Origin of the sequence: Novipirellula sp. (assembly GCF_041583735.1) — a bacterium.
GTDB lineage: Bacteria > Planctomycetota > Planctomycetia > Pirellulales > Pirellulaceae > Novipirellula.
The window spans coordinates 1-18,559 of sequence record NZ_JBFHFD010000089.1 but is presented as its reverse complement, the minus strand read 5'-3'; the positions used below and the strand labels follow the sequence as shown (position 1 = coordinate 18,559).

Below are 18,559 nucleotides of genomic sequence, written 5' to 3'. Positions count from 1 at the left end.
GACTCGGTAGGTCGCGTTGAGTTGCAAACGCTTGCGTGCAACGTTGCCAGCCACAAAAACGAAGCCAGTGTAGGCCAAGATTGTCAGGTACTTGAGCGTCAGCGTCCAATCAGGCCACGCCTTGGTGACCAGCATCAAGGAGGAACCGAAGACGATCGCGGCGCCCATGACGAGCATCCACTTGATGTTCTTTTCTTGAAAGAAGCGGTTAAAGAAATTTTCCAGGAACGATGGTTGGCTGCGTGCTTCGCGAGCCAGTATCACCGGTTCATTTTGGAACGCATCCCCACCGCCGGACGCGGGAAACGAGGAATCGATCGTGTGAAAGTTTGCTTCTGACATGGCCTGAGTCCGCCCAAGTGAAGGAAGGAAAATCGTTGTGCTCTCTCCTCCTTAAACAAACCCCATGCCACACCGCTGGGAAAAGTCGCATCCTGTTTGCAGGAAAGAACTTAGACAGAATCGCTGTTGGCGAGATGCATGAAAGTGCAGTCGATCGACTGCAGTTAGATCGCAGTCAGATGACTGCGTTTGGGATTCTTAGGTGATCTTTGCGGCGGGTATGCTGGTTAGATGCTACCGCCGCTACGCGATGAAGTTTTAATAGCCGCGGCCAGCGGCGGCAGCACTTAGCTGCGGGCGTGAGCCCGCAGTGTTAATGCGAAACAAATGAGGGGAGCCGCGGAGCGGCGGCAGCAGTCCTAGGGGAGGTGTTTGATGGGCAGTTACACGCAATTGACGTATCCCATTGTCTACGCGACCAAGTACCGTACCCGCTCGATCGTCACCGAGATTCGCGAGCGACTGTACGAATACATTCGTGGCACGCTTCGCGGTAAAAATGGACGTTTAGTCCAAATCGGTGGCGTTGCCGACCATGTTCATCTTCTCGCGCAACTATCGCCATCGTTGGCGGTATCCGGCGTGATTCGCGACGTCAAAGCCAATTCGTCGCGTTGGATGAATGAGCAGCCCGAAGTTAAACGCACTTTTGAATGGCAGAAAGGTTATGGAGCCTTCACGGTTAGTTATTCGCGTATTCCGAAGGTGCGAGCCTATATTCAAAACCAAGAAGAGCATCACCGGAAAATCACGTTTCAGGAAGAGTATGTCGACTTTCTGAAACGGCACGATATTCAGTTCCGAACGGAGCATTTGTTCGAAGATGAGCACCATGGCTAAGTGCTGCCGCCGCTTTCGCGGCTCTCGGTTTCGTTGTCACCGTAAACCATGGGCTGACGCCCATGGCTAAGTGCTACCATCGCTACGCGATTAAGTTTAGATAGCCGCGGCCAGCGGCGGCAGCACTTAGCTGCAGGCGTGAGCCCGCAACATCAATACGCCACAATACACAAAGCCGCGAAGCGGCGGCAGCAATCCGAAAGATGATCGACGGTTACTTTTTTGCGTTCCCCAATTGCTCAAGCACTCTCGCGTCGATGTGATCATCGATGAATCGAATGGATCCATCCCCCATCAACATGTTGGCACCCGAGAGATGGGTACTTCCATAACCAACTTGGCCTCGCTCTGAATTTTCCCAGTTTTTTCGAATGCCAAGTTGGAAGGATCGGACATTGTCGGGGTCGGCCCACGGAACAAACGCTGCATTCACTTCGCCCAAAAAGATTGTTTCCCCCAGGCTGTCAAAATCTTTGAAATGATGCAGCGTTGTCACTGCAAAGACTTCGGGGTTGGCGGCGTTGTGAGCTAACCCAAAACCATCGGGGGACCAAATTGGGTTCCCTTGAGAGGGACAGATGGCATCAGGCATCACGGTACGAAACGCGTCTGCATTGTTAGACGAATTCCATGGTAGAGACGGGTCGATCTCCGGAATTTCATAAATTGCATACGCCCTGATGTGATAGAGCCAATTCTGTCGTTCGTCAGGCTCTACCCTGTTTGGCCGATAAGCCGACAATTCACTATCGCGGGGCGTTTGCGTTTTGCTAATAAAGATCGGTTCGGGGGATGTGACGAGCCAGCCGATTTGATGCGTGATGGCTGTCGTTGCGATGCCAACGATGAATAACAGCATGCACAAAATCACAATCGCGATACTCGATTTCAGACGCCATTGAATCAATGCGTGAGCAGGTCGTTTGGCGTTGGCCTGGGAAATGCCCCAAGAAAGCAAGTAGTGGGTACACGCAACCGAAACGGCAAAGCTCACTGCAAAAACAGCTACACCACCGCTATGAAATTGAACTTGCGGCACGACTCGTCCAATAAAGAAAAGCCAACCAGTCAATAGCGAGTTCAGAATGTCCGTTGGTACCAGCAGGAGACTGGCCAACACAACCACAGCGACTGCCCCGGCCAACCAGGCTGCACTGTTTCGATTCCAGTTCATGACCCGTCGTCCAACGTGTAGGTAATGCCATTTTTCTCCCATGCTCCGGGAGTCAGCAATTCACGTGCACCAGAGACCATGGTTAATACCAGAACAAACAAAGACCCCCATAACAGGACCACCGCAACGGCTTTGCCCCACGTCAATGGTGGCAACCAACCCGAGTCCTTTGCAATGGAATTCCAAAGCAATCGAATCACAAAGGTCGTGACAAGAAGTCCCACGAGAAAGAACGAGATGGCTTGGATTCGCTGCTCGGCTGTACCCGATAACCGCAGGATTGTGTCGATATCCTCAGGTAAAACACTCGGCATTCCAGCAACGACGGTCGATGCACAACCGATCGTCCAGCCCAACATCAACACGATTCGTCTGGATACACGCATGATCGTTGACGGAACGTTCGAGAATAACGGGTCAGCCGAAACTCTTTGCGAGTTTCGTTAAATAAAACCGTGACCATCATATGCAATACAGGTAAACCGATGGTCAAATGACGCAATGCAACGCCGTGCTACATCACGTGTTTACGCTTTTTGCACCTTGGTGCGTTGGCCTGTTTTGATGCTTGCGTAAATCGCTTCGATCGCCAACAAATCTCGCAGCCCTTCTTCGCCCGGCACCTTGCTTTGGCGATCTTCGAGGATGCACTGTGCGAACGCGTCCATCTCGGCCGCGAACTGGTCAATTTGGTCAAACTGGATCGGACCATCTTTGCTTTGACCCTTGATCCCTTTGTAGCTGTAGGCTGGATCGAGTCCTAACCAACCTGATTCGCCGTAAGCGTTGAAGCGATTGATGCCGTTAAATGCGTACGATGTGCTGCAGTAACAATTCACGCCGCTGGGCATGGTCATCGTCCATGTGATCGTTTCGTCGACCTCGGCAAATTTTTTGGGATCCATTTTGGTTTCTTGTGCCGTCACCGCGACCGGTTCTTCGCCGGTTAAAAAGCGGCACGCTTGCAGTGCATAAATCCCCACGTCCATCAACGCGCCCCCGCCGGCCAAATCCGCTTTTAATCGCCACTGGTTGGGATCACCAATCTTGAATCCAAATCCCGCTTCGATCGCGTGTAGCGGTCCGTACTTTCCGGATTGAACGGTGTCACGACAGTACAAGTGATGGGGCTCGAATTGACAGCGATAGCCGACCGCAAGTTTTCGATCGTTTTTCTTGCATGCCTCGATCATTGCTCGGCAATCTTCGCTGCTGTTGGCCATCGGTTTTTCACACAGCACGTGCTTGCCCGCGTTCGCACCTCGCACCGTGAACTCTTTGTGCATGCCGTTAGGCAACACGATGTAAACAACATCGATGTCTTTGTTGGCCGCGATCTTGTCAAAGTTTTCGTAGTTGTAAATGTTCTCGGACTTGATCGAGTACTTGTCGGCCCAGATTTTTTCTTTCTCCGGTGTGCCTGTGACGATCCCCGCAAGTTTCGCGTGCTTAGTCTTCTGCAGCGCCGGAGCAATTTGGTTGGTGCTCAAACTGCCCAGTCCGACCAAAGCAAAATTGACGGTCGTTTTTTCGTCGGCGGCATGCGTCTTTGCTTGGGTGAGCAGCGTCGACGCGGTGAGTGCTGCAGTGGATCCGATCATCGTTCTGCGACTGAGTGTCATGGTTCGCCTTCGGTGTCATGGGAAATGAAATGTGCGCAACGCCAGTGATGCAAAACTTGGGTCAGCATGGTTTCGGCAATCCACGTCACGCCGCATCAGCAGTTCCCTCTATTTGAATCGCTCGAATTTCTCGCAACAAGTGTGTTTCGGCTCCATTTGCTTGCGGCGACCCAGCGGCGTGAGGTGCGGTTGCGGTAGGTCGTCCAGTCCATCGACGCGGCTCGAAACACCGCATGGTGTTCGTGCCAGACAATTCGCCGGGCAACTTTGAACAGAATCGTTTCCAAGGATTGAACGCAAAGACGACGCACCTTTGCCCAATTCGTTGATAGATTGCCTTTCTGATTCTGCTGAAATACCACGTGAGCCCGTTCGTCACGCAAGATCCGCCGACAGATCGCTCGCAGCGTGGGCGAATCGGTCGCTCGCATCAAGGCTAAGTAGTACACCTGAGCCAGGATTTCGGCGGTGACCAACACCGAGATCGATGTCCGCAAACCTGCCATATGACGCAAGAAGCGAAAGCATCCGTCGGACCACTGCTTTTGCAATAGCGGAACTGCTTCTTGAGTCAAAAAACGCCCGAGCCATGCTGCATGGCGATTTTCTTCCTGTAAAAATAATGTCAACGCGGCCAAGTAATCTGGGTCGCCGCCGCAGTCGATCCAATTTCGTGCACAACGTTTGATATGACGCCCCTCGCCACTTTCGCCCAACTGAAACGTCTGCACCGAAGTCGCAATCGCAACACGCTCGGCCTCGGTCAGCGTCGGCAAATCGGACCACGGGATCGCGGGTTCGTCCGCCAAGTTACGGATGAAATAACGACTCCACTGCGAGTTGTTCCAGTGAGCTTGGTTCTGAATCGAAACTCGCAAATCCGATGTTGGCTCGGCGTGCGAACCACGTCCGAGCGTCGCAGCGGCGTCGCGGTCCGCCAAGAAAGACTTGCGCTGCTTGGTACGAATCATTTGGATCATTGGAGGAACTCCCGATATTTCGCTTTGCATCGCAAAGTGAATGGTGAAATAAAAAGAACAGGTCAATGTGAATCGGTGGCGAGTCGTGCCGCGGATTTTTTCCGAGCGTTGGGGTCGTGTTGGGCGCTGATTTGATGCTGGGCATCGGCGAGCACACGTTGCAGTTCCGCTAGATACGCAGCAAAACTTTCGCGGCCCGTGTCGGTCAACAAGCAAGTCGTTTGCGGGCGCCGTGCCGCATCATCACGCACCAAGCGAACGAGGTTCGCGTCGGCAAGTTGTTTTAAGTGCCGGTTCAAATTGCCGTCGGTCAGATCGCAAAGTCGTTTCAGTTCGTTGAACGTCAAGCCTTCGGGGGCACCGGCCAAACAGGTCATCAGCCCCAAGCGAGCCTTTTCGTGCATGACGCGATCAAGTCCTTCGTAGGCAAAGCGTCCTGAGGAGGAAGGCGGCGCCGCTACCATTTTACGTTTTGCATCCGCCATCAGACATGCACCTCTTGCTTGCGTGTCTGTTGGTGCATCAGCCATGCTGCGAAACATTGACCTCCGCCAAACGGGATCGCCATCGCCAGCGGACTGAGTGCTCCGTCGCCCCTTGAAATCATCAACACGGCCAACCCACAGCCGATGTACCAAATTGCAACTTGCGAAAGTGATCGCGGCAGTAGCGAGGAGGCCGCGAAAATCCCTAGCCCAAGCAGCAGCGACCACAGTCCCGGCAACATCCAAGCGACCTCCGGCGACGTCACAAAGACGATCAACGTCAACGCGGCACCGACAACCATTGCAGGAGCCAATCGCGATAACACCTCCAACGTCATTCGGCGTGCTCGCGCAGTCGGGTCGCGATAGTAACGAAACGTCATGTCGGCGATCACAATCGAGAGTGAAACCGCAGCGACACCAATCCAAAGCAGTAAATAGGACTGTAGTGGTGTGGGCGATGACGAAACCAATCGTGTTTGAATCGCCGCGGCGAGCAATGCAATGACCCCCGATGCGGCAGTCGGCGCAGCCCGCAACCCATCAAAGGTTCTCGACCGGTCGGCAACCGCCGAGATCAGATCCAATTGCTGCAGGGCCTCGTCAATTCGCATCGACACACGTTCCGGTGAGCGGGTAAATCAATGTTGCTTTGCATTGCAAAGTAAGCGTTTGTTTGAGTGGTGTCAAGCAAAAAAAGATCCGCACTCACGTATTTAAAATGTCGTGGATCACGTGAGCGGGTTCGACGCCAGTCAGCCGAAAGTCGAGGCCTTGGAATTTGTAGCTGAACCGATTGTGATCGATTCCCAGCAAATGCAGCATCGTGGCGTGGAAATCGCGAACATGCACTTTGTTTTCGACCGCGTTGTAGCCGAATTCGTCGGTCGCGCCATAGCTGCTGCCGGCTTTAACACCTCCGCCTGCCATCCATAGCGAGAATCCGTTGATGTGGTGGTCGCGACCGCTGCCTTGAGCCATTGGCGTGCGTCCGAACTCGCCTCCCCACACAATCAAGGTGTCTTCGAGCATCCCGCGCTGTTTCAAATCATTGACCAGTGCCGCGGTTCCTTGATCGACCAGCGACGCAGTTTTTGCCACTCCGTTTTTAACACCGCCATGGTGATCCCATCCGCGATGATACAGCTGGATAAACCGCACGCCTCGTTCGGCCAAGCGGCGGGCTAACAAACAATTACTTCCAAACGAACCATCCCCCGGCGTACAGCCATACATTTTGACGATGTGTTCGGGTTCGCCAGACATATCCGTCAACTCGGGCACAGACGTCTGCATCCGAAACGCCATTTCATACCCGCTGATCCGTGTCGCGATTTCGGGATCATCCAGCTCTTGGTTGCGGAGCGAGTTGATCCGCGAGACCGCATCGACAACCTCTCGCTGTTGACGTGGACCGACGCCGGTGGGGTTGCCGACATAATGCACCGGATTTCCGGTCGCATGCATTTGCACGCCCTGATAGCGGCTGGGTAAAAATCCCGAGTGCCATTGCCGTGAACTGATCGGTTGACTTTGACCGCCGCCTTCGCTGGTCAAAACGATAAATCCAGGCAATTCTTGCGTTTCCGCACCTAACCCATACATCACCCAGGCGCCCATCGAGGGACGCCCGCTGATGGCGGTGCCGGTATTGAAAAACGTATGTGCGGGGTCGTGGTTGATTTGCTCGGTGTGCATCGACTTGATCACACACATGTCATCGGCTAGGGAGGCGGTATGTTTGAAGACGCTCGACATCCACAATCCACTTTGTCCATGACGAGCAAACGGGTGCTGTGGCGCCATGACCTTTAGCGTTTTGCCTTGCAACTGAGCGATCGGTTGTCCGTCGGTCAGCGATTGCGGCATCGGTTGGCCATCGTACTTGGCCATTTCCGGCTTGTAATCGAAGGTTTCAAGATGACTCGGTCCACCAGCCATGTAGAGATGGATGACGCGTTTGATGCGGGGGCGATGATGCAGACCGCCAGAGCCAAGTGACGCGGCAGCGGCCGAATCGTTGGCTCGAAACAGCGACGTCAATGCGATGGTCCCCAGCCCGCCTCGTCGCAGGAAGGTACGTCGTGCCATCTCGTTTTGGATCGGGAACATCGTTGTCTCGATGGTTCAAGTGAATGAAAAAAGTGCAATCACGAAAGTCAATTTCACGCGATCGATTAATACCGCATCATCGTTTCGTGCAAATTCAGCAAGACGCGGGCTACGCTGCTCCAGGCCGCCAACTCCGCCGCAGGCAAATCCGTAGCGACGGCCGCGTTTCCTTCGGAAATCAACTTCGACGCCTCGTCTTGATTGTCCATATAGTGAGCGAGGTGTTTGTCGTAGATCTGTCTCAGTTCGCTTGCCACCTCGGTTTCAGGTTCGCGGGAGAGCGTCGTTTGATAGGCCCACTCGATTCGCTGATCCACCGCGGGGCCTGATTCACGCATGATTCTAGCGGCAAACACGCGTGCTGCCTCGATAAAGGTCGGGTCATTCAACAGCGATAACGCTTGCAGCGGCGTATTGGATTTTGCTCGCGCCGCCGTACATTCCTCGCGGCTCGGCGCATCAAACGCTTTTAGCATGGGGTGCAGAAACGTCCGTTGCCAATGTGTGTAGACGCCTCGTCGATACTGGTCATTGCCTTGGTCTGCGACATAGGTGCGGCGAGGGAAATTCAGCTGCGCATAATAGCCCTCGGGTTGATAAGGTTTGACGCTTTTACCCCCGATTTGCTCGACCAACAAACCGCTGATTGCCAGGGCATTGTCGCGTACCATTTCCGCGTCGATGCGAAAACGGCCTTGTCGAGCGAAGAGTTCGTTGTAGGGATCGAGTTTGCGCAGTTGCTCGCTCGGGCGAGAGGACCGGCGATAGGTTTCGCTGGTGACGATCACACGTAGTATGTATTTGATATCCCAACCCGACTCGACGAATTCGACGGCCAACCAATCCAGCAGATCGGGGTAAGAGGGAAAGGTTCCTTGCCCGCCAAAATCATCGACACTGGCACAAATTCCGCGTCCAAACATCAAGTACCAAAGTCGATTGACCATCGTACGCGACGTCAAAACGTTGTCCGAGCGACATAGCCAATTGGCCAAATCGAGTCGCGTTGCGCGTCCATTGGTTTCAAGTTTGCCCAGGAACGCTGGGATCGCAGGCTCGACAATTTCGCCTGAATCGTCCATCCAATTGCCTCGAGGCTGAACTCGAATGGTTCGCGGCGTGACCGATTTGCTGATCAACGTCATTGGGGATGATTCTTCGACCGCGGTCCGCTCGGCCTGCAGACGCTTTAGGCGTTCTTCAAGCTCGATGACCGGCGGTGAATTGGCGAGGTAATACTCTCGCACCGCTGCGGCTTGAGTCTCATTGCGATCATGGGCAGAAATTTGAAGAGCATCGGCGATTGGTTGGGGAATGCCTGCTTTGGCGATCCAGCCGGCTTTGTCCCAGTAAACGAGGCCTCCGAATTGAGTGAACGCCATGCCAACGACAGGTTTCTGTTCGGTTAAGCCCACCTGATTCGCGTCCACTTCGAGCCGAACCCATTTGCCGGTTTCCGGCAGCTCGCCGCGTCGTTGGTACCCGGCCCACGATTCGGTTCGTCGGCCGTAGGAAATCGCATCACTTCCCCACACCGCACGATGATCCCATTGACCATCGTTCCACTGCAGCATGATCGATTCAGGAGGATTTTTGGGATCGAGGTAGACCCAGACGAAAAACCGCGTGTCGGCAGAGACCTTGGCGGTCTTTTTCGCACCGAGAAAGAAATGCTGGACCAATCCTTCACTGGATTGACGCCGCGAGGCAGTGCCGCTGTGCACCGGTGCCGATTCGGAGGAGACGAACGTCCAATCGCCGTCGCTATTGCCTCCGGTGTCTTGTGCGTCGTCAATCCACACCGTTTCGACTTCGGTATTTTCGGACAACTGAGCCTTTGCTTCGGTTTCCCATTGCGGTTGGGACGAAATCAGGGTTTGGCGAAGCGACTGTTGCTCGGACGTGACGCTTGCGATGCGTTGATCGATCGCTTCGATCTTTTCAAGATCCGATTCACGTGGCACGCGAATACTCGGGGGGCGACTACGGGCGCTATAAACACCCCGTTCTTCTAGATCGGCAAAGAAGGCACCCAGCGAGTAAAAGTCGCGTGCGGTATAGGGATCGTATTTATGGTCGTGGCACTGGGCACACCCTACGGTGGCTCCCATGAACACCTGCGATACGTTGCGAACTCGGTCGGCAAAGTAGATCGAAAGGTATTCCTTGGCCTGCGCTCCACCCTCTTCGGTTGTCTGATTCAATCGGTTATAGCCCGAAGCGACAAGCTGGTCGATCGTGGGGCTCGGAAGCAGATCGCCGGCTAATTGTTCTCGGACAAATTGGTCATAGGGCATGTTGGCGTTAAACGCCTTGATGACATAATCGCGGTACGGGGATTGTGAAACGTTCTGGTCCCCGTGGTAACCGACGGTGTCGGCATAACGAACCAGGTCCAACCAATAGATTGCCATTCGCTCGCCATAGCGTGGCGAACGCAGCATGCGGTCGACGAGCTTTTCGTAAGCATCGTCACTCGTGTCGTTGACGAACGCGTTGACTTCATCAAGCGTAGGAGGAAGGCCCGTCAAATCAAACGACAATCGCCGAATCAAAGTAACGCGGTCTGCTTGGGACACAGGCTGGACGGTTTCTTCGGATAACCGTCTGGCAATGAACTGATCAATCACGTGCGGTGTCGCCGCGACATCCGGTGACGCTGGTAGCGTCGGACGAACCAGCGGGACATACGCCCAGTGCGGCTCGTAGATGGCGCCTTCGTCAATCCAGCGACGCAGCAATGTTATCTCGGATGCGTCAAGATGTTTGTGAGATTCCGGCGGCGGCATTCGTTCGTCGGGATCATCCGAAACGATCCGGCGAACAAACTCGCTGTCCGATGCGTTGCCCGGCACGATCGCATCGCTCGCTTCGGTCGCCTCGTCACGCAAGTCCAACCGTAATCCGCCTTCGACCGTGTCCGCATCGGGGCCGTGACAGGCGAAACATTTATCGGACAGAATCGGACGCACGTCCCGATTAAATCGCAGCGGTCGGTCGGCCCATGCGGTGGCGCCCCCGGCAAGTGAAATCAGAGCAAAGGGAATCACTGCGAAGTTACGGATGCCGATGGAATGGAGGGCACGCATCGATTCTGATCCGAAGGTGGGAGAACTAGGCGAGGGCGAGGCGGCTATTATATCAAGTCTCGCATGATCTCCATACGCGAATCGAAACATTGCTAGACCACAAAAAAAGGCTGGCGTTTCCTTTGACAGAAACGCCAGCCTGAAGTTGTTATTCGCTTAGAAGCTTCAGACTATCGACCGCGATAGTATTGGTTTGGAGCGGTCGAACCGTTGGGATAAACGATTTGACGATTTTGGGTGGGGGCTGCAGCGGGGGTTTGGGCAGGTGCTTTTGCAGCCACTGGCTCTTTGGGCTCATTCGCCAAGTTCCATCGTTTGCCGTTCAAACCAGCTTGCGGGTTCCAGTCCACGCCGGGGACGAACAAAATCGATGCGATGCTGCTGCCGTTGATGGTGGCGATCCCCCATTCGGTTTCAACGGTAACAAGTTTGACGTCGGTTGCACCGGTGATTGAGTCACCATTGAGCATGACGACGGTGGTCGACGCATCGTCGGCCGAGGCAAACTTGATTCCTGCGACTTCCGAAAGCGGGATGTTAGCAACGCCGAACGAGGTTTGCATGTCGAGCTGAGTGGTGTCGGTCAAGGTGCCCTTGATCACAGTCTTGCTAATCAAGTCAACGCTGACGCTCAGCGGTCGAACTTTGCTGCTTGTGACCACTGCCTTGGCAACCGGCGTCGCCTTGGCAACCACGTCGGCCTTCTTGGCCGGAACGGCTTGGGCTTCGTCATCGGCGAACCCATTCAGCCCGAGAGCCGACGACGAGATTACTGCAACCGCGAAACAAGCAACTAAATTCTTGAGCGAAAAAGGAAATGACATCTTCTGAGAAACTCCAAAATGGAAGTAGGTGAAACGTTGTGTTGGGAAAGGCGGGTGGCGTGTGGGTGACTGCCCCCCCGCCTGTTACATTGAACTTAGTTGCCAACCCATCGAAGTCTAATTTGAATTGCCCATCTTTCTCCAACCCATCGATCTGTTGCTCGCGAAACCGGAACAACCGGCAAAATGCGAGTTTGCAACAAAAAACCGCCCGTCGCAAATTCCATGCGGACGGCCGGTTTCGTTTGAATTTCGGCGAATTGAACGTGTCAAGTCGCCTGCACATCATTTCGCTGACTAGCTGCCACAGGCACACGAAGATGCGGCCGAACCACAAGAGCTGCATGCCGGAGCGGCAGCAGCCGAACCACACGAGTCACAGCTTGCGGCTGCGGGTGCCGCGCAACCGCAGCCACTGCCGACGGCAGCAGCCGATCCCGCATCCGCATCCGCATCACAGCACAAGTTGATGGTCTCTTCGACCAAGCGTGGAACCATCTTGCAAACTTGAACTTTTTGCTCTTTGTTCACAACCACAGGCACGCACACGGTGTACTCTTCGACTTGCTCTTCCGCAACGCAGTCGTTACGAGTCACGGTGTAAGGCTCGACAACGTGCTCAGGAACGTTGTAGGTGTAGTTCACTTCCTTGGTGCGTTTTTCCGTGCGATAAGAAACGTGAGGAATCGTTTCGGTCTTGGTCACCGTGGTGTACTCGAGTTGCTTACGCATACGAGTGCGAGTTTCGTCGCTGTATTTGACGACTTTACGCATGCGAGTGCGTGTTTCGTCGACGTAAACGACCGACTTTTTGGTGCCTGTGCGTGTTTCAGGCTGATAGACCACTTTGGTGCATTCGTAAGGAACTTGCTCGCTTTGTTGTTCGTAAACGGTGTAGCTCACTTCTTGCGAACGAGTGGTCATGCCAGAGACAGCCACTTGTTCCGTCACAACGTTAGGAACCCAAACTCGCTTGGTGGTCGTGCCACATGCACCCACGGCGGATTGGCTGACACCGGCGATCGAAGCGCCGTTGCCACCACCGTTGGATCCGCAGCTGCCACAGGCCGAGCTGCCACATGGACTGCCACAAGCTGAACCGCAGCTTGATGCACAACGACCGCAGGATCGTTTGCAATGTCCGCGAAGCAGACCACATCCATGGCGGTGACCGACCGATGAACCACAGCCGCCCATCATGCCATTGCCACAGCCGTTTCCGCTGCTGTACCCGGCGGGTGCCGATGTCGCAGCAACCACTTGTTCTTCCCAATGACCGTAGTCTTTGGTGACGGTTTTCATGGTGGTCGTAGGCACGCAGAATTCGACCGTGCGAGTTTTCGACACGGGAACCGCGTTCACGACGGTGTGCATGCGTTGTTCGGTGACCACTTGGGGAACGCTAACCGTGTAGGTGAAAGTCTCGTCCTGCAACTGAGGAACCTTGACGGTGTATTCCTCAGGAACTTCGACGAGTTGAGGAACCCGCACGGTGTATTCTTCGGGGACTTCAACCCAAACCGGTACCGTTTCGGTGACTTCGACGGTCTTTTCTGATTTCTCAGGGACCAGCACGCTGTACTCGACGGTTTTGATTTCGGTGACCGGTTTGTTAACGACCTTGGTGCGGTAACGCTCTTCGGTCACAGGAACCGTTTTGTAGACCGTTTTGGTGCGATGACGCACTTCTTCACGATTTTCAGTAACACAAACGATGCGTGTTTCGGTGACATACTTTGGTTCCAAAACAACACGATAGTTTTTCACTGGTTGGCACAACGATTCGCTACCGAGGGACGTAGCGGGACCGGTTGAACAACCAAGTTCAGTTGCACATCCGGCACCTGAACTGATTGCAGCACCGCAACCGGCGGCGCTGCTACAGCCAGCGCCCGTCGAAACGGCACCGCTAGCACAAGGATCACTGCATCCGCCACAGGAGAGGCAGTGGCCAGCTTGAGAGACGCTGGATACGACCAACGCCACACAGATGGCTGATAAATTTGCAAACCACTTCACAGTTGTCACGCTCCAAAAACATAAAGGTAAATGTACGTATCGTTAGGCCATGACCAGTGGCCTAGCCAGTTGCCGATCCCCCGAGCGACATAGACGAGACTAAATGGGGAGTAACGAGTTGCAATCCTTGACCTGCAAAAAAGTCGAGAATCGCTGTTGCAGCAGCGATGAATCCCTGCCTGATGCGGCAATTCACCGGCATATTCGCTAAGAACGCTACATCAGATGTTTCTGACTATTTTTTGAGCAAAGCTTAGAAATCCGACAAACAAACAACCGCATCCCTCTGATGCTGAACTAGTTTCAATCGGATGAGTCCTGGCAAATCGCCGGGATTCCGAGACGAAGCTCCCTTTTTCAACATCTTCTTCTGCAGGAATGCCGTTCGTGAAGACGTACAAACTGACTCTCAAAACGATCCCTCTCTGTCGCTTCGGGCACTCTTTCGCATCCGGTTGTTTGATGATTGCCTGTTTGTTGATTGCCGGCGTCACTCTGCCGGCGTTGACGACGTCGGCGGCACCGCCTCAAGAGCCTGTGGTCGCTCGAGTCGAAATGAAATTGACCGATGGCGAGAAGGTTACGGATGTGATCGAAAAAGGCGATTTGCTGACCGTCATCGAAGAACGTGAAGACGATTACGTGATCCTGACTCACGATGGATCCCGTGGCGCCGTGGACAAAGTCAACGCGGTCCGGCTCGCTGAATCGACCGATATTTACAGCGATTTGATCGAGCGGAATCCTGACGAAGGACGCTTTTTAACGCTTCGTGCTTCGGCATGGTGGGCGCTCGGGAAAACCGAAAAAGCGGTCGAGGATTTTGACCAAGCAATCAAACTTGGCTACGAAGAACCACATGCTTTTTCGAGCCGCGGGCTGTTCCATGCGTCGATCGGTAACTTTGACAACGCGATTGCGGATTACAACAAAGCGCTCGAGCTTGATCCCGAATCGATTGCACCGCTGATCAATCGCGCGGCCGTCTACATGGCGCAAGGAGAGGTCGAAAAAGCAATCGGCGACTACACCGCCGCGTTAAAACAAAAACCGGGAAATGCCTCGCTGCTGCGTCAGCGAGCGATCGCGTTGAAAGCGGACGGTAAGCTCGATCGGGCCATCGAAGACTTCAATGCGATCCTAAACGGCAACGAAAAAGACATCGATGCGATTTCGGGGCGAGGGTATATCTATTTTCAACAGGGCAACCACAAGGCTGCGGTAAAGGATTTCTCGCAAGTCATCGCGTTGAACCCCGAGTCTGCGGTGGCGTTCAATAACCGTGGCTACAACCAATTCCAGCTCGGAAACGCTGCCGATGCGCTAGCCGACTACGACAAAGCCATTGAATTGGCGCCTCAGTACGGTTTGGCTCTGCAAAACCGAGCTTGGTTGCTGGCGACCGCCAAGCAGGATTCGTTACGTGATCCGGCCAAGGCGATCGAATCGGCCAAGGCGGCCTGTGAGCTCAGCGATTACAGCAACCTTGGCGACCTGTCGGCATTAGCGGCCGCGTTTGCAGCGGACGGCAAATTTGAGGAAGCGATCGGATGGCAGGAGAAAGTTGTCGAAAACGCTCCTGAAGCGTTTCAAGAGTTCGCCAAGAAAATATTGCAGCGGTACCAGGACAAACAGCCGTTTACCGCCAACCCCGACGACGCGGATCTGGCATCCGAAAACGAGCCGACGCAAGACGATGTGGCCACCGCGAAGGCCAAGTCCGCCCCGTAGCTTCTGTCTCGAAGCTTCAATGGAATCGGCAGCGAAAATCGCTCTCTCACGGGGGGCCGTTGCCATCGACTTTTAGTATCACTTGCGACACGCGCCCAATGCCTGCTCATTTGGTACTAAACAGCTGGTTTTTATAGCGGAGCGGCGCAAGCCGCCCGGTAAAATTCGAACGTTTTACTCGCTGCAACCGGGCGGCTTACGCCGCACCGCTAAAAACACCCGGCGGGTGAGACCGTCGCTCGTCTTGGCTGCGCTAGCGTGCCCAAAAAATCCTGCTGACATGCGGGTGGCTGCCCCAGACTGGCACAGATCGGTGCCGACCGTTTCCTTGGGACGGCGCATCGACTATTCTATTCACTCTCTTGGTCCGATCGAGCGATCACGCTGGCATCGGGGCCTGAGCCCCTCGCGCAACTTCCTTCCTAATCTCAAGATTGGTTACTTACAGTGATCTTGTTATCTCGATTGCGACACGCGGTATGGACCGCATCGATTTTTTCACTGTTCGCATCCACTGCGTTTGCCCAAGTTTTTGACAGTGTGGAATCGGCGAAAGCCAATCCCGACTTTTTGATCCAGGGTGAATACGTCGGTGAGACCCAGGGAATGCAAGTCATTGCCCGCGGCGATGGAGAATTCGACTTGGTTGTCTACGAAGGCGGATTGCCCGGTGCCGGAGCGAAACCGGCCCCACCGCGACGACTCGAAGGCGACGCCGATGTGGTGGCCGATCTGGTCGAAGCGATGGAGTTAGAGAAAGTCGAGCGAAAAAGCCCGACGCTCGGGGCGAAACCGCCGCGTGGTGCCTCGGTGTTGTTTGATGGCACCAAAGCATCGATCGACAAGCATTGGCGTAATGGAAAGCTGATCGCGTCCGATATGCTTGGCGAAGGCACGACGACCAAAGAAACGTTCGGTGATTATCGATTGCATTTGGAATTTAAAACGCCGTTCATGCCCAAGGCGACGGGCCAAGCGCGTGGCAACAGTGGTGTCTATCATCAAGGCCGCTACGAGACGCAAGTACTGGATTCATTTGGGCTGGAGGGAAAAGACAACGAGGCAGGCGGCATTTATACGGTTAGTGCCCCTTCGATCAATATGTGCTTTCCGCCGTTGTCGTGGCAGACCTACGATGTCGACTTTACTGCCGCTCGCTTTAACGCCCAAGGCAAGAAGACATCCGATGCCAAGATGACCGTGCGTCTGAATGGCGTGATTGTGCAAAACAACGTGTCGATTTCCGGTCCTACACGTGGAGCCCCGCTGAAGGAATCCGCCGCACCGGGGCCGATCCATTTGCAAAATCATGGCAATCCGGTTCGCTACCGCAATATTTGGATCGTTCCGGTCGATACCGCGCGTGAAGCTCGCCGACCGATCGTGGCAGGATTCGAACGTTTTTACGCCAGCAGTAGTGAGCCCGATGCAGTCGCAGGTGAGTTACTGATCAATGCGTTGGCGTGCGACGCCTGCCATGCCGCCGACACCTTTGCTGATTTGTCGATCAAACGCGGGCCTGATCTTTCTGCAGTCGCCGGACGTGTGCGAGTCGATGCGATGGTCGACATGATCGCCAATCCCCATCAATTCAAACCCGGCACGACGATGCCCGATCCGTGGGGGAATCTCAGCTCCGAGCAGCGCCGCGAGAAAGCTCAAGCGATCACCAGTTTTCTGGTCAGCAAAGGCTCGGGGACGCTGCAGGACCGGGCTGCCCCGAAAGATTTGATCAAGACCGGACGTAAACTCTATCAAACCGTGGGCTGTGTTGCCTGTCATGCGGCCGATCCCAAGTCCAGCAAGGCGGCGATGGCAAGCACGTCGGTACCGCTTGCTGGCATCGAAAAGAAATACACCCTCAGCTCGCTGACCGATTTCCTCAGCGAGCCACATGTCACCCGTCCGGGCGTTCGGATGCCTGGCTTCGTCGGCTCGGCAACGGAAACGACGGCGATAGCAGCCTACTTGCTCGGCGATGTGGTCGTTCAATCGGGACTCGGCAAATTCAAGCGTCGCATTTACCGCGGCGACTGGGACCGACTACCCGACTTTAGCAAGCTGCAACCCGAATCGACCGATGAAGTAGTCGGGTTGAAGATCAGCGATATCGAGCCGAAGGTTCAATACGCCGTAATCTTTGATGCGACGCTGTTGATTCGCAAAGAGGGCGAATATGCGTTCCGAGTCAAAAGCGATGATGGCAGCCGCGTGTTCGTCGATGGAACCGAAGTGACGGAAAACGACGGCGTTCACCCGCCGACCACGGCCACCGGTTCGATCAAGCTAAGCGAAGGCCAGCACAAGCTGACGCTAAAATTTTTGCAAAAGGGAGGCGGCGCGGAAGTCAGCCTTGAATTTGAAGACAAAGAATTTGGATGGACGCCGGTGGAATCGGTGGTCATTGATCCGGAAAACCCGGTGACGCTGGACTTTCTTCCCAGCACATATGTGCCGAATCCTTCGCTTGCCCAAACCGGCCAACAGATTTTCCAATCGGTGGGATGTGCAAACTGTCATGCGTTCAAGGGCACCTCCGCAACACTGCTTGCAAAACCGCTGAAGCAGCTCGATTTGAACCGAGGCTGCTTGGCCGACGACGTTCCCGCCACTCCGCCGGGCGTCGTTGATTTCGAGTTGAACAACACTCAGCGTGCCGCGATCACCGCCGCAATCGGGCAGCGAAAACAATCTGGCGTGCCTGATGTTGACGATGCCACTCGGGTGCACGTGACGATGACCGCGATGAATTGTTACGCATGTCACAAACGTGGTACCGTTGGCGGCCCCGAACCGATCCGTGAAGCCTCGTTCATCAGCACCACGCCGGAAATGGGGCTCGAGGGCCAAATGCCGCCGCCGTTGGATGGAGTGGGGGACAAGCTTACCGACGCCTACATGAAAACGATTCTGCAGAACGGGGCAAACGAGCGTCCCTACATGCTGACCCGGATGCCGGCGTTTCGCTATGAACATTTGAAAGCGATGCACGAATCGATCAACAAACTCGACCGCAAGGGCGATGACGCTCCGATCGCGACCGAGCCAGCCACCGATGCTCAAATCGCCGGAGGGCGACAGTGTGTTGGTAATCGCGGCTTGGCGTGCATCAAATGCCACAGCTACAACGGCGCCAAGGGAGGCGGCATCGGAGCGATTGACATGCTTAAGATGACCACGCGATTACGTCCGGAGTGGTTCCATCGCTATTTGCTCGATCCACCGTTGTATCGGCCTGGGACGCGGATGCCCAAGAGTTTTGTGGATGGCGAATCGCCGCTGGCGGACCTCTATGGTGGCAACCCCGATAAGCAGATCGACGCGATTTGGAAGTATTTGGT

14 protein-coding genes are annotated in these 18,559 nt (G+C 54.7%); 3 read left to right on the top strand and 11 right to left on the bottom strand.

What is annotated here, in order from left to right; all coding sequences use genetic code 11:
* On the bottom strand, positions 1–342 hold a 342-nt coding region (locus ABX962_RS09385), incomplete at its 3' end, for a hypothetical protein (RefSeq protein ID WP_372718765.1).
* 375 nt (positions 343–717) lie between these two features.
* Here ABX962_RS09385 and tnpA point away from each other — a divergent pair.
* Positions 718–1,182, top strand: coding sequence for an IS200/IS605 family transposase (gene tnpA, locus ABX962_RS09380; protein WP_372718763.1), 465 nt, complete (start codon positions 718–720; stop codon positions 1,180–1,182).
* Between the two features lie 214 nt (positions 1,183–1,396).
* Here tnpA and ABX962_RS09375 read toward each other — a convergent pair whose 3' ends face one another.
* The 10 genes from ABX962_RS09375 to ABX962_RS09330 all read right to left on the bottom strand — a co-directional run bounded on the left by ABX962_RS09375 (position 1,397) and on the right by ABX962_RS09330 (position 13,235).
* Positions 1,397–2,356 (bottom strand): H-X9-DG-CTERM domain-containing protein, encoded by a 960-nt coding sequence (locus ABX962_RS09375; RefSeq protein WP_372718761.1) that lies wholly within the window; start codon positions 2,354–2,356, stop codon positions 1,397–1,399.
* Complete coding sequence (locus ABX962_RS09370) at positions 2,353–2,742, bottom strand: hypothetical protein (RefSeq protein ID WP_372718759.1); 390 nt, start codon at positions 2,740–2,742, stop codon at positions 2,353–2,355. Before ABX962_RS09370 ends, ABX962_RS09375 begins: the two co-directional genes overlap by 4 nt.
* A gap of 141 nt (positions 2,743–2,883) precedes the next feature.
* Complete coding sequence (locus ABX962_RS09365) at positions 2,884–3,978, bottom strand: Gfo/Idh/MocA family protein (RefSeq protein ID WP_372718757.1); 1,095 nt, start codon at positions 3,976–3,978, stop codon at positions 2,884–2,886.
* 95 nt (positions 3,979–4,073) lie between these two features.
* Complete coding sequence (locus ABX962_RS09360) at positions 4,074–4,958, bottom strand: ferritin-like domain-containing protein (protein ID WP_372718755.1); 885 nt, start codon at positions 4,956–4,958, stop codon at positions 4,074–4,076.
* Between the two features lie 62 nt (positions 4,959–5,020).
* Entirely contained in the window at positions 5,021–5,443 is a 423-nt protein-coding gene (locus ABX962_RS09355; RefSeq protein WP_372718753.1) for a transcriptional regulator, read from the bottom strand.
* The gene (locus ABX962_RS09350; protein ID WP_372718751.1) at positions 5,443–6,057 is read right to left on the bottom strand and encodes a hypothetical protein; all 615 of its coding nucleotides are present in this window, start codon (positions 6,055–6,057) and stop codon (positions 5,443–5,445) included. The genes ABX962_RS09355 and ABX962_RS09350 overlap by 1 nt, the downstream gene beginning before the upstream one ends.
* 94 nt (positions 6,058–6,151) lie before the next feature.
* Complete coding sequence (locus ABX962_RS09345) at positions 6,152–7,555, bottom strand: DUF1501 domain-containing protein (protein ID WP_372718749.1); 1,404 nt, start codon at positions 7,553–7,555, stop codon at positions 6,152–6,154.
* Positions 7,556–7,620: 65 nt separating this feature from the next.
* The gene (locus tag ABX962_RS09340) at positions 7,621–10,644 is read right to left on the bottom strand and encodes a PSD1 and planctomycete cytochrome C domain-containing protein (RefSeq protein WP_372718747.1); all 3,024 of its coding nucleotides are present in this window, start codon (positions 10,642–10,644) and stop codon (positions 7,621–7,623) included.
* 170 nt (positions 10,645–10,814) lie between these two features.
* Positions 10,815–11,468 carry a hypothetical protein gene (locus ABX962_RS09335; RefSeq protein WP_372718745.1) on the bottom strand — a complete coding sequence of 218 codons (654 nt, stop codon included), beginning with the start codon at positions 11,466–11,468 and terminating at the stop codon, positions 10,815–10,817.
* Between the two features lie 297 nt (positions 11,469–11,765).
* Positions 11,766–13,235 carry a ferredoxin gene (locus ABX962_RS09330; protein ID WP_372718743.1) on the bottom strand — a complete coding sequence of 490 codons (1,470 nt, stop codon included), beginning with the start codon at positions 13,233–13,235 and terminating at the stop codon, positions 11,766–11,768.
* 639 nt (positions 13,236–13,874) lie between these two features.
* Here ABX962_RS09330 and ABX962_RS09325 point away from each other — a divergent pair.
* Together ABX962_RS09325 and ABX962_RS09320 are read left to right on the top strand one after the other, a co-directional pair.
* On the top strand, positions 13,875–15,218 hold the full coding sequence (locus tag ABX962_RS09325) for a tetratricopeptide repeat protein (RefSeq protein WP_372718741.1): 1,344 nt from the start codon (positions 13,875–13,877) through the stop codon (positions 15,216–15,218).
* A gap of 447 nt (positions 15,219–15,665) precedes the next feature.
* Positions 15,666–18,559, top strand: a 2,894-nt coding sequence (locus ABX962_RS09320) for a family 16 glycoside hydrolase (RefSeq protein ID WP_372718739.1), incomplete at its 3' end; no start/stop codon positions are given.

Coding starts and splice junctions, on each gene's coding strand:
- ABX962_RS09345 (WP_372718749.1), bottom strand. CDS start 7,555: ATGTTCCCGATCCAAAACGAGATGGCACGACGTACCTTCCTGCGACGA.
- ABX962_RS09370 (WP_372718759.1), bottom strand. CDS start 2,742: ATGCGTGTATCCAGACGAATCGTGTTGATGTTGGGCTGGACGATCGGT.
- ABX962_RS09365 (WP_372718757.1), bottom strand. CDS start 3,978: ATGACACTCAGTCGCAGAACGATGATCGGATCCACTGCAGCACTCACC.
- ABX962_RS09335 (WP_372718745.1), bottom strand. CDS start 11,468: ATGTCATTTCCTTTTTCGCTCAAGAATTTAGTTGCTTGTTTCGCGGTT.
- ABX962_RS09360 (WP_372718755.1), bottom strand. CDS start 4,958: ATGATCCAAATGATTCGTACCAAGCAGCGCAAGTCTTTCTTGGCGGAC.
- ABX962_RS09350 (WP_372718751.1), bottom strand. CDS start 6,057: ATGCGAATTGACGAGGCCCTGCAGCAATTGGATCTGATCTCGGCGGTT.
- ABX962_RS09340 (WP_372718747.1), bottom strand. CDS start 10,644: ATGCGTGCCCTCCATTCCATCGGCATCCGTAACTTCGCAGTGATTCCC.
- ABX962_RS09375 (WP_372718761.1), bottom strand. CDS start 2,356: ATGAACTGGAATCGAAACAGTGCAGCCTGGTTGGCCGGGGCAGTCGCT.
- tnpA (WP_372718763.1), top strand. CDS start 718: ATGGGCAGTTACACGCAATTGACGTATCCCATTGTCTACGCGACCAAG.
- ABX962_RS09355 (WP_372718753.1), bottom strand. CDS start 5,443: ATGGCGGATGCAAAACGTAAAATGGTAGCGGCGCCGCCTTCCTCCTCA.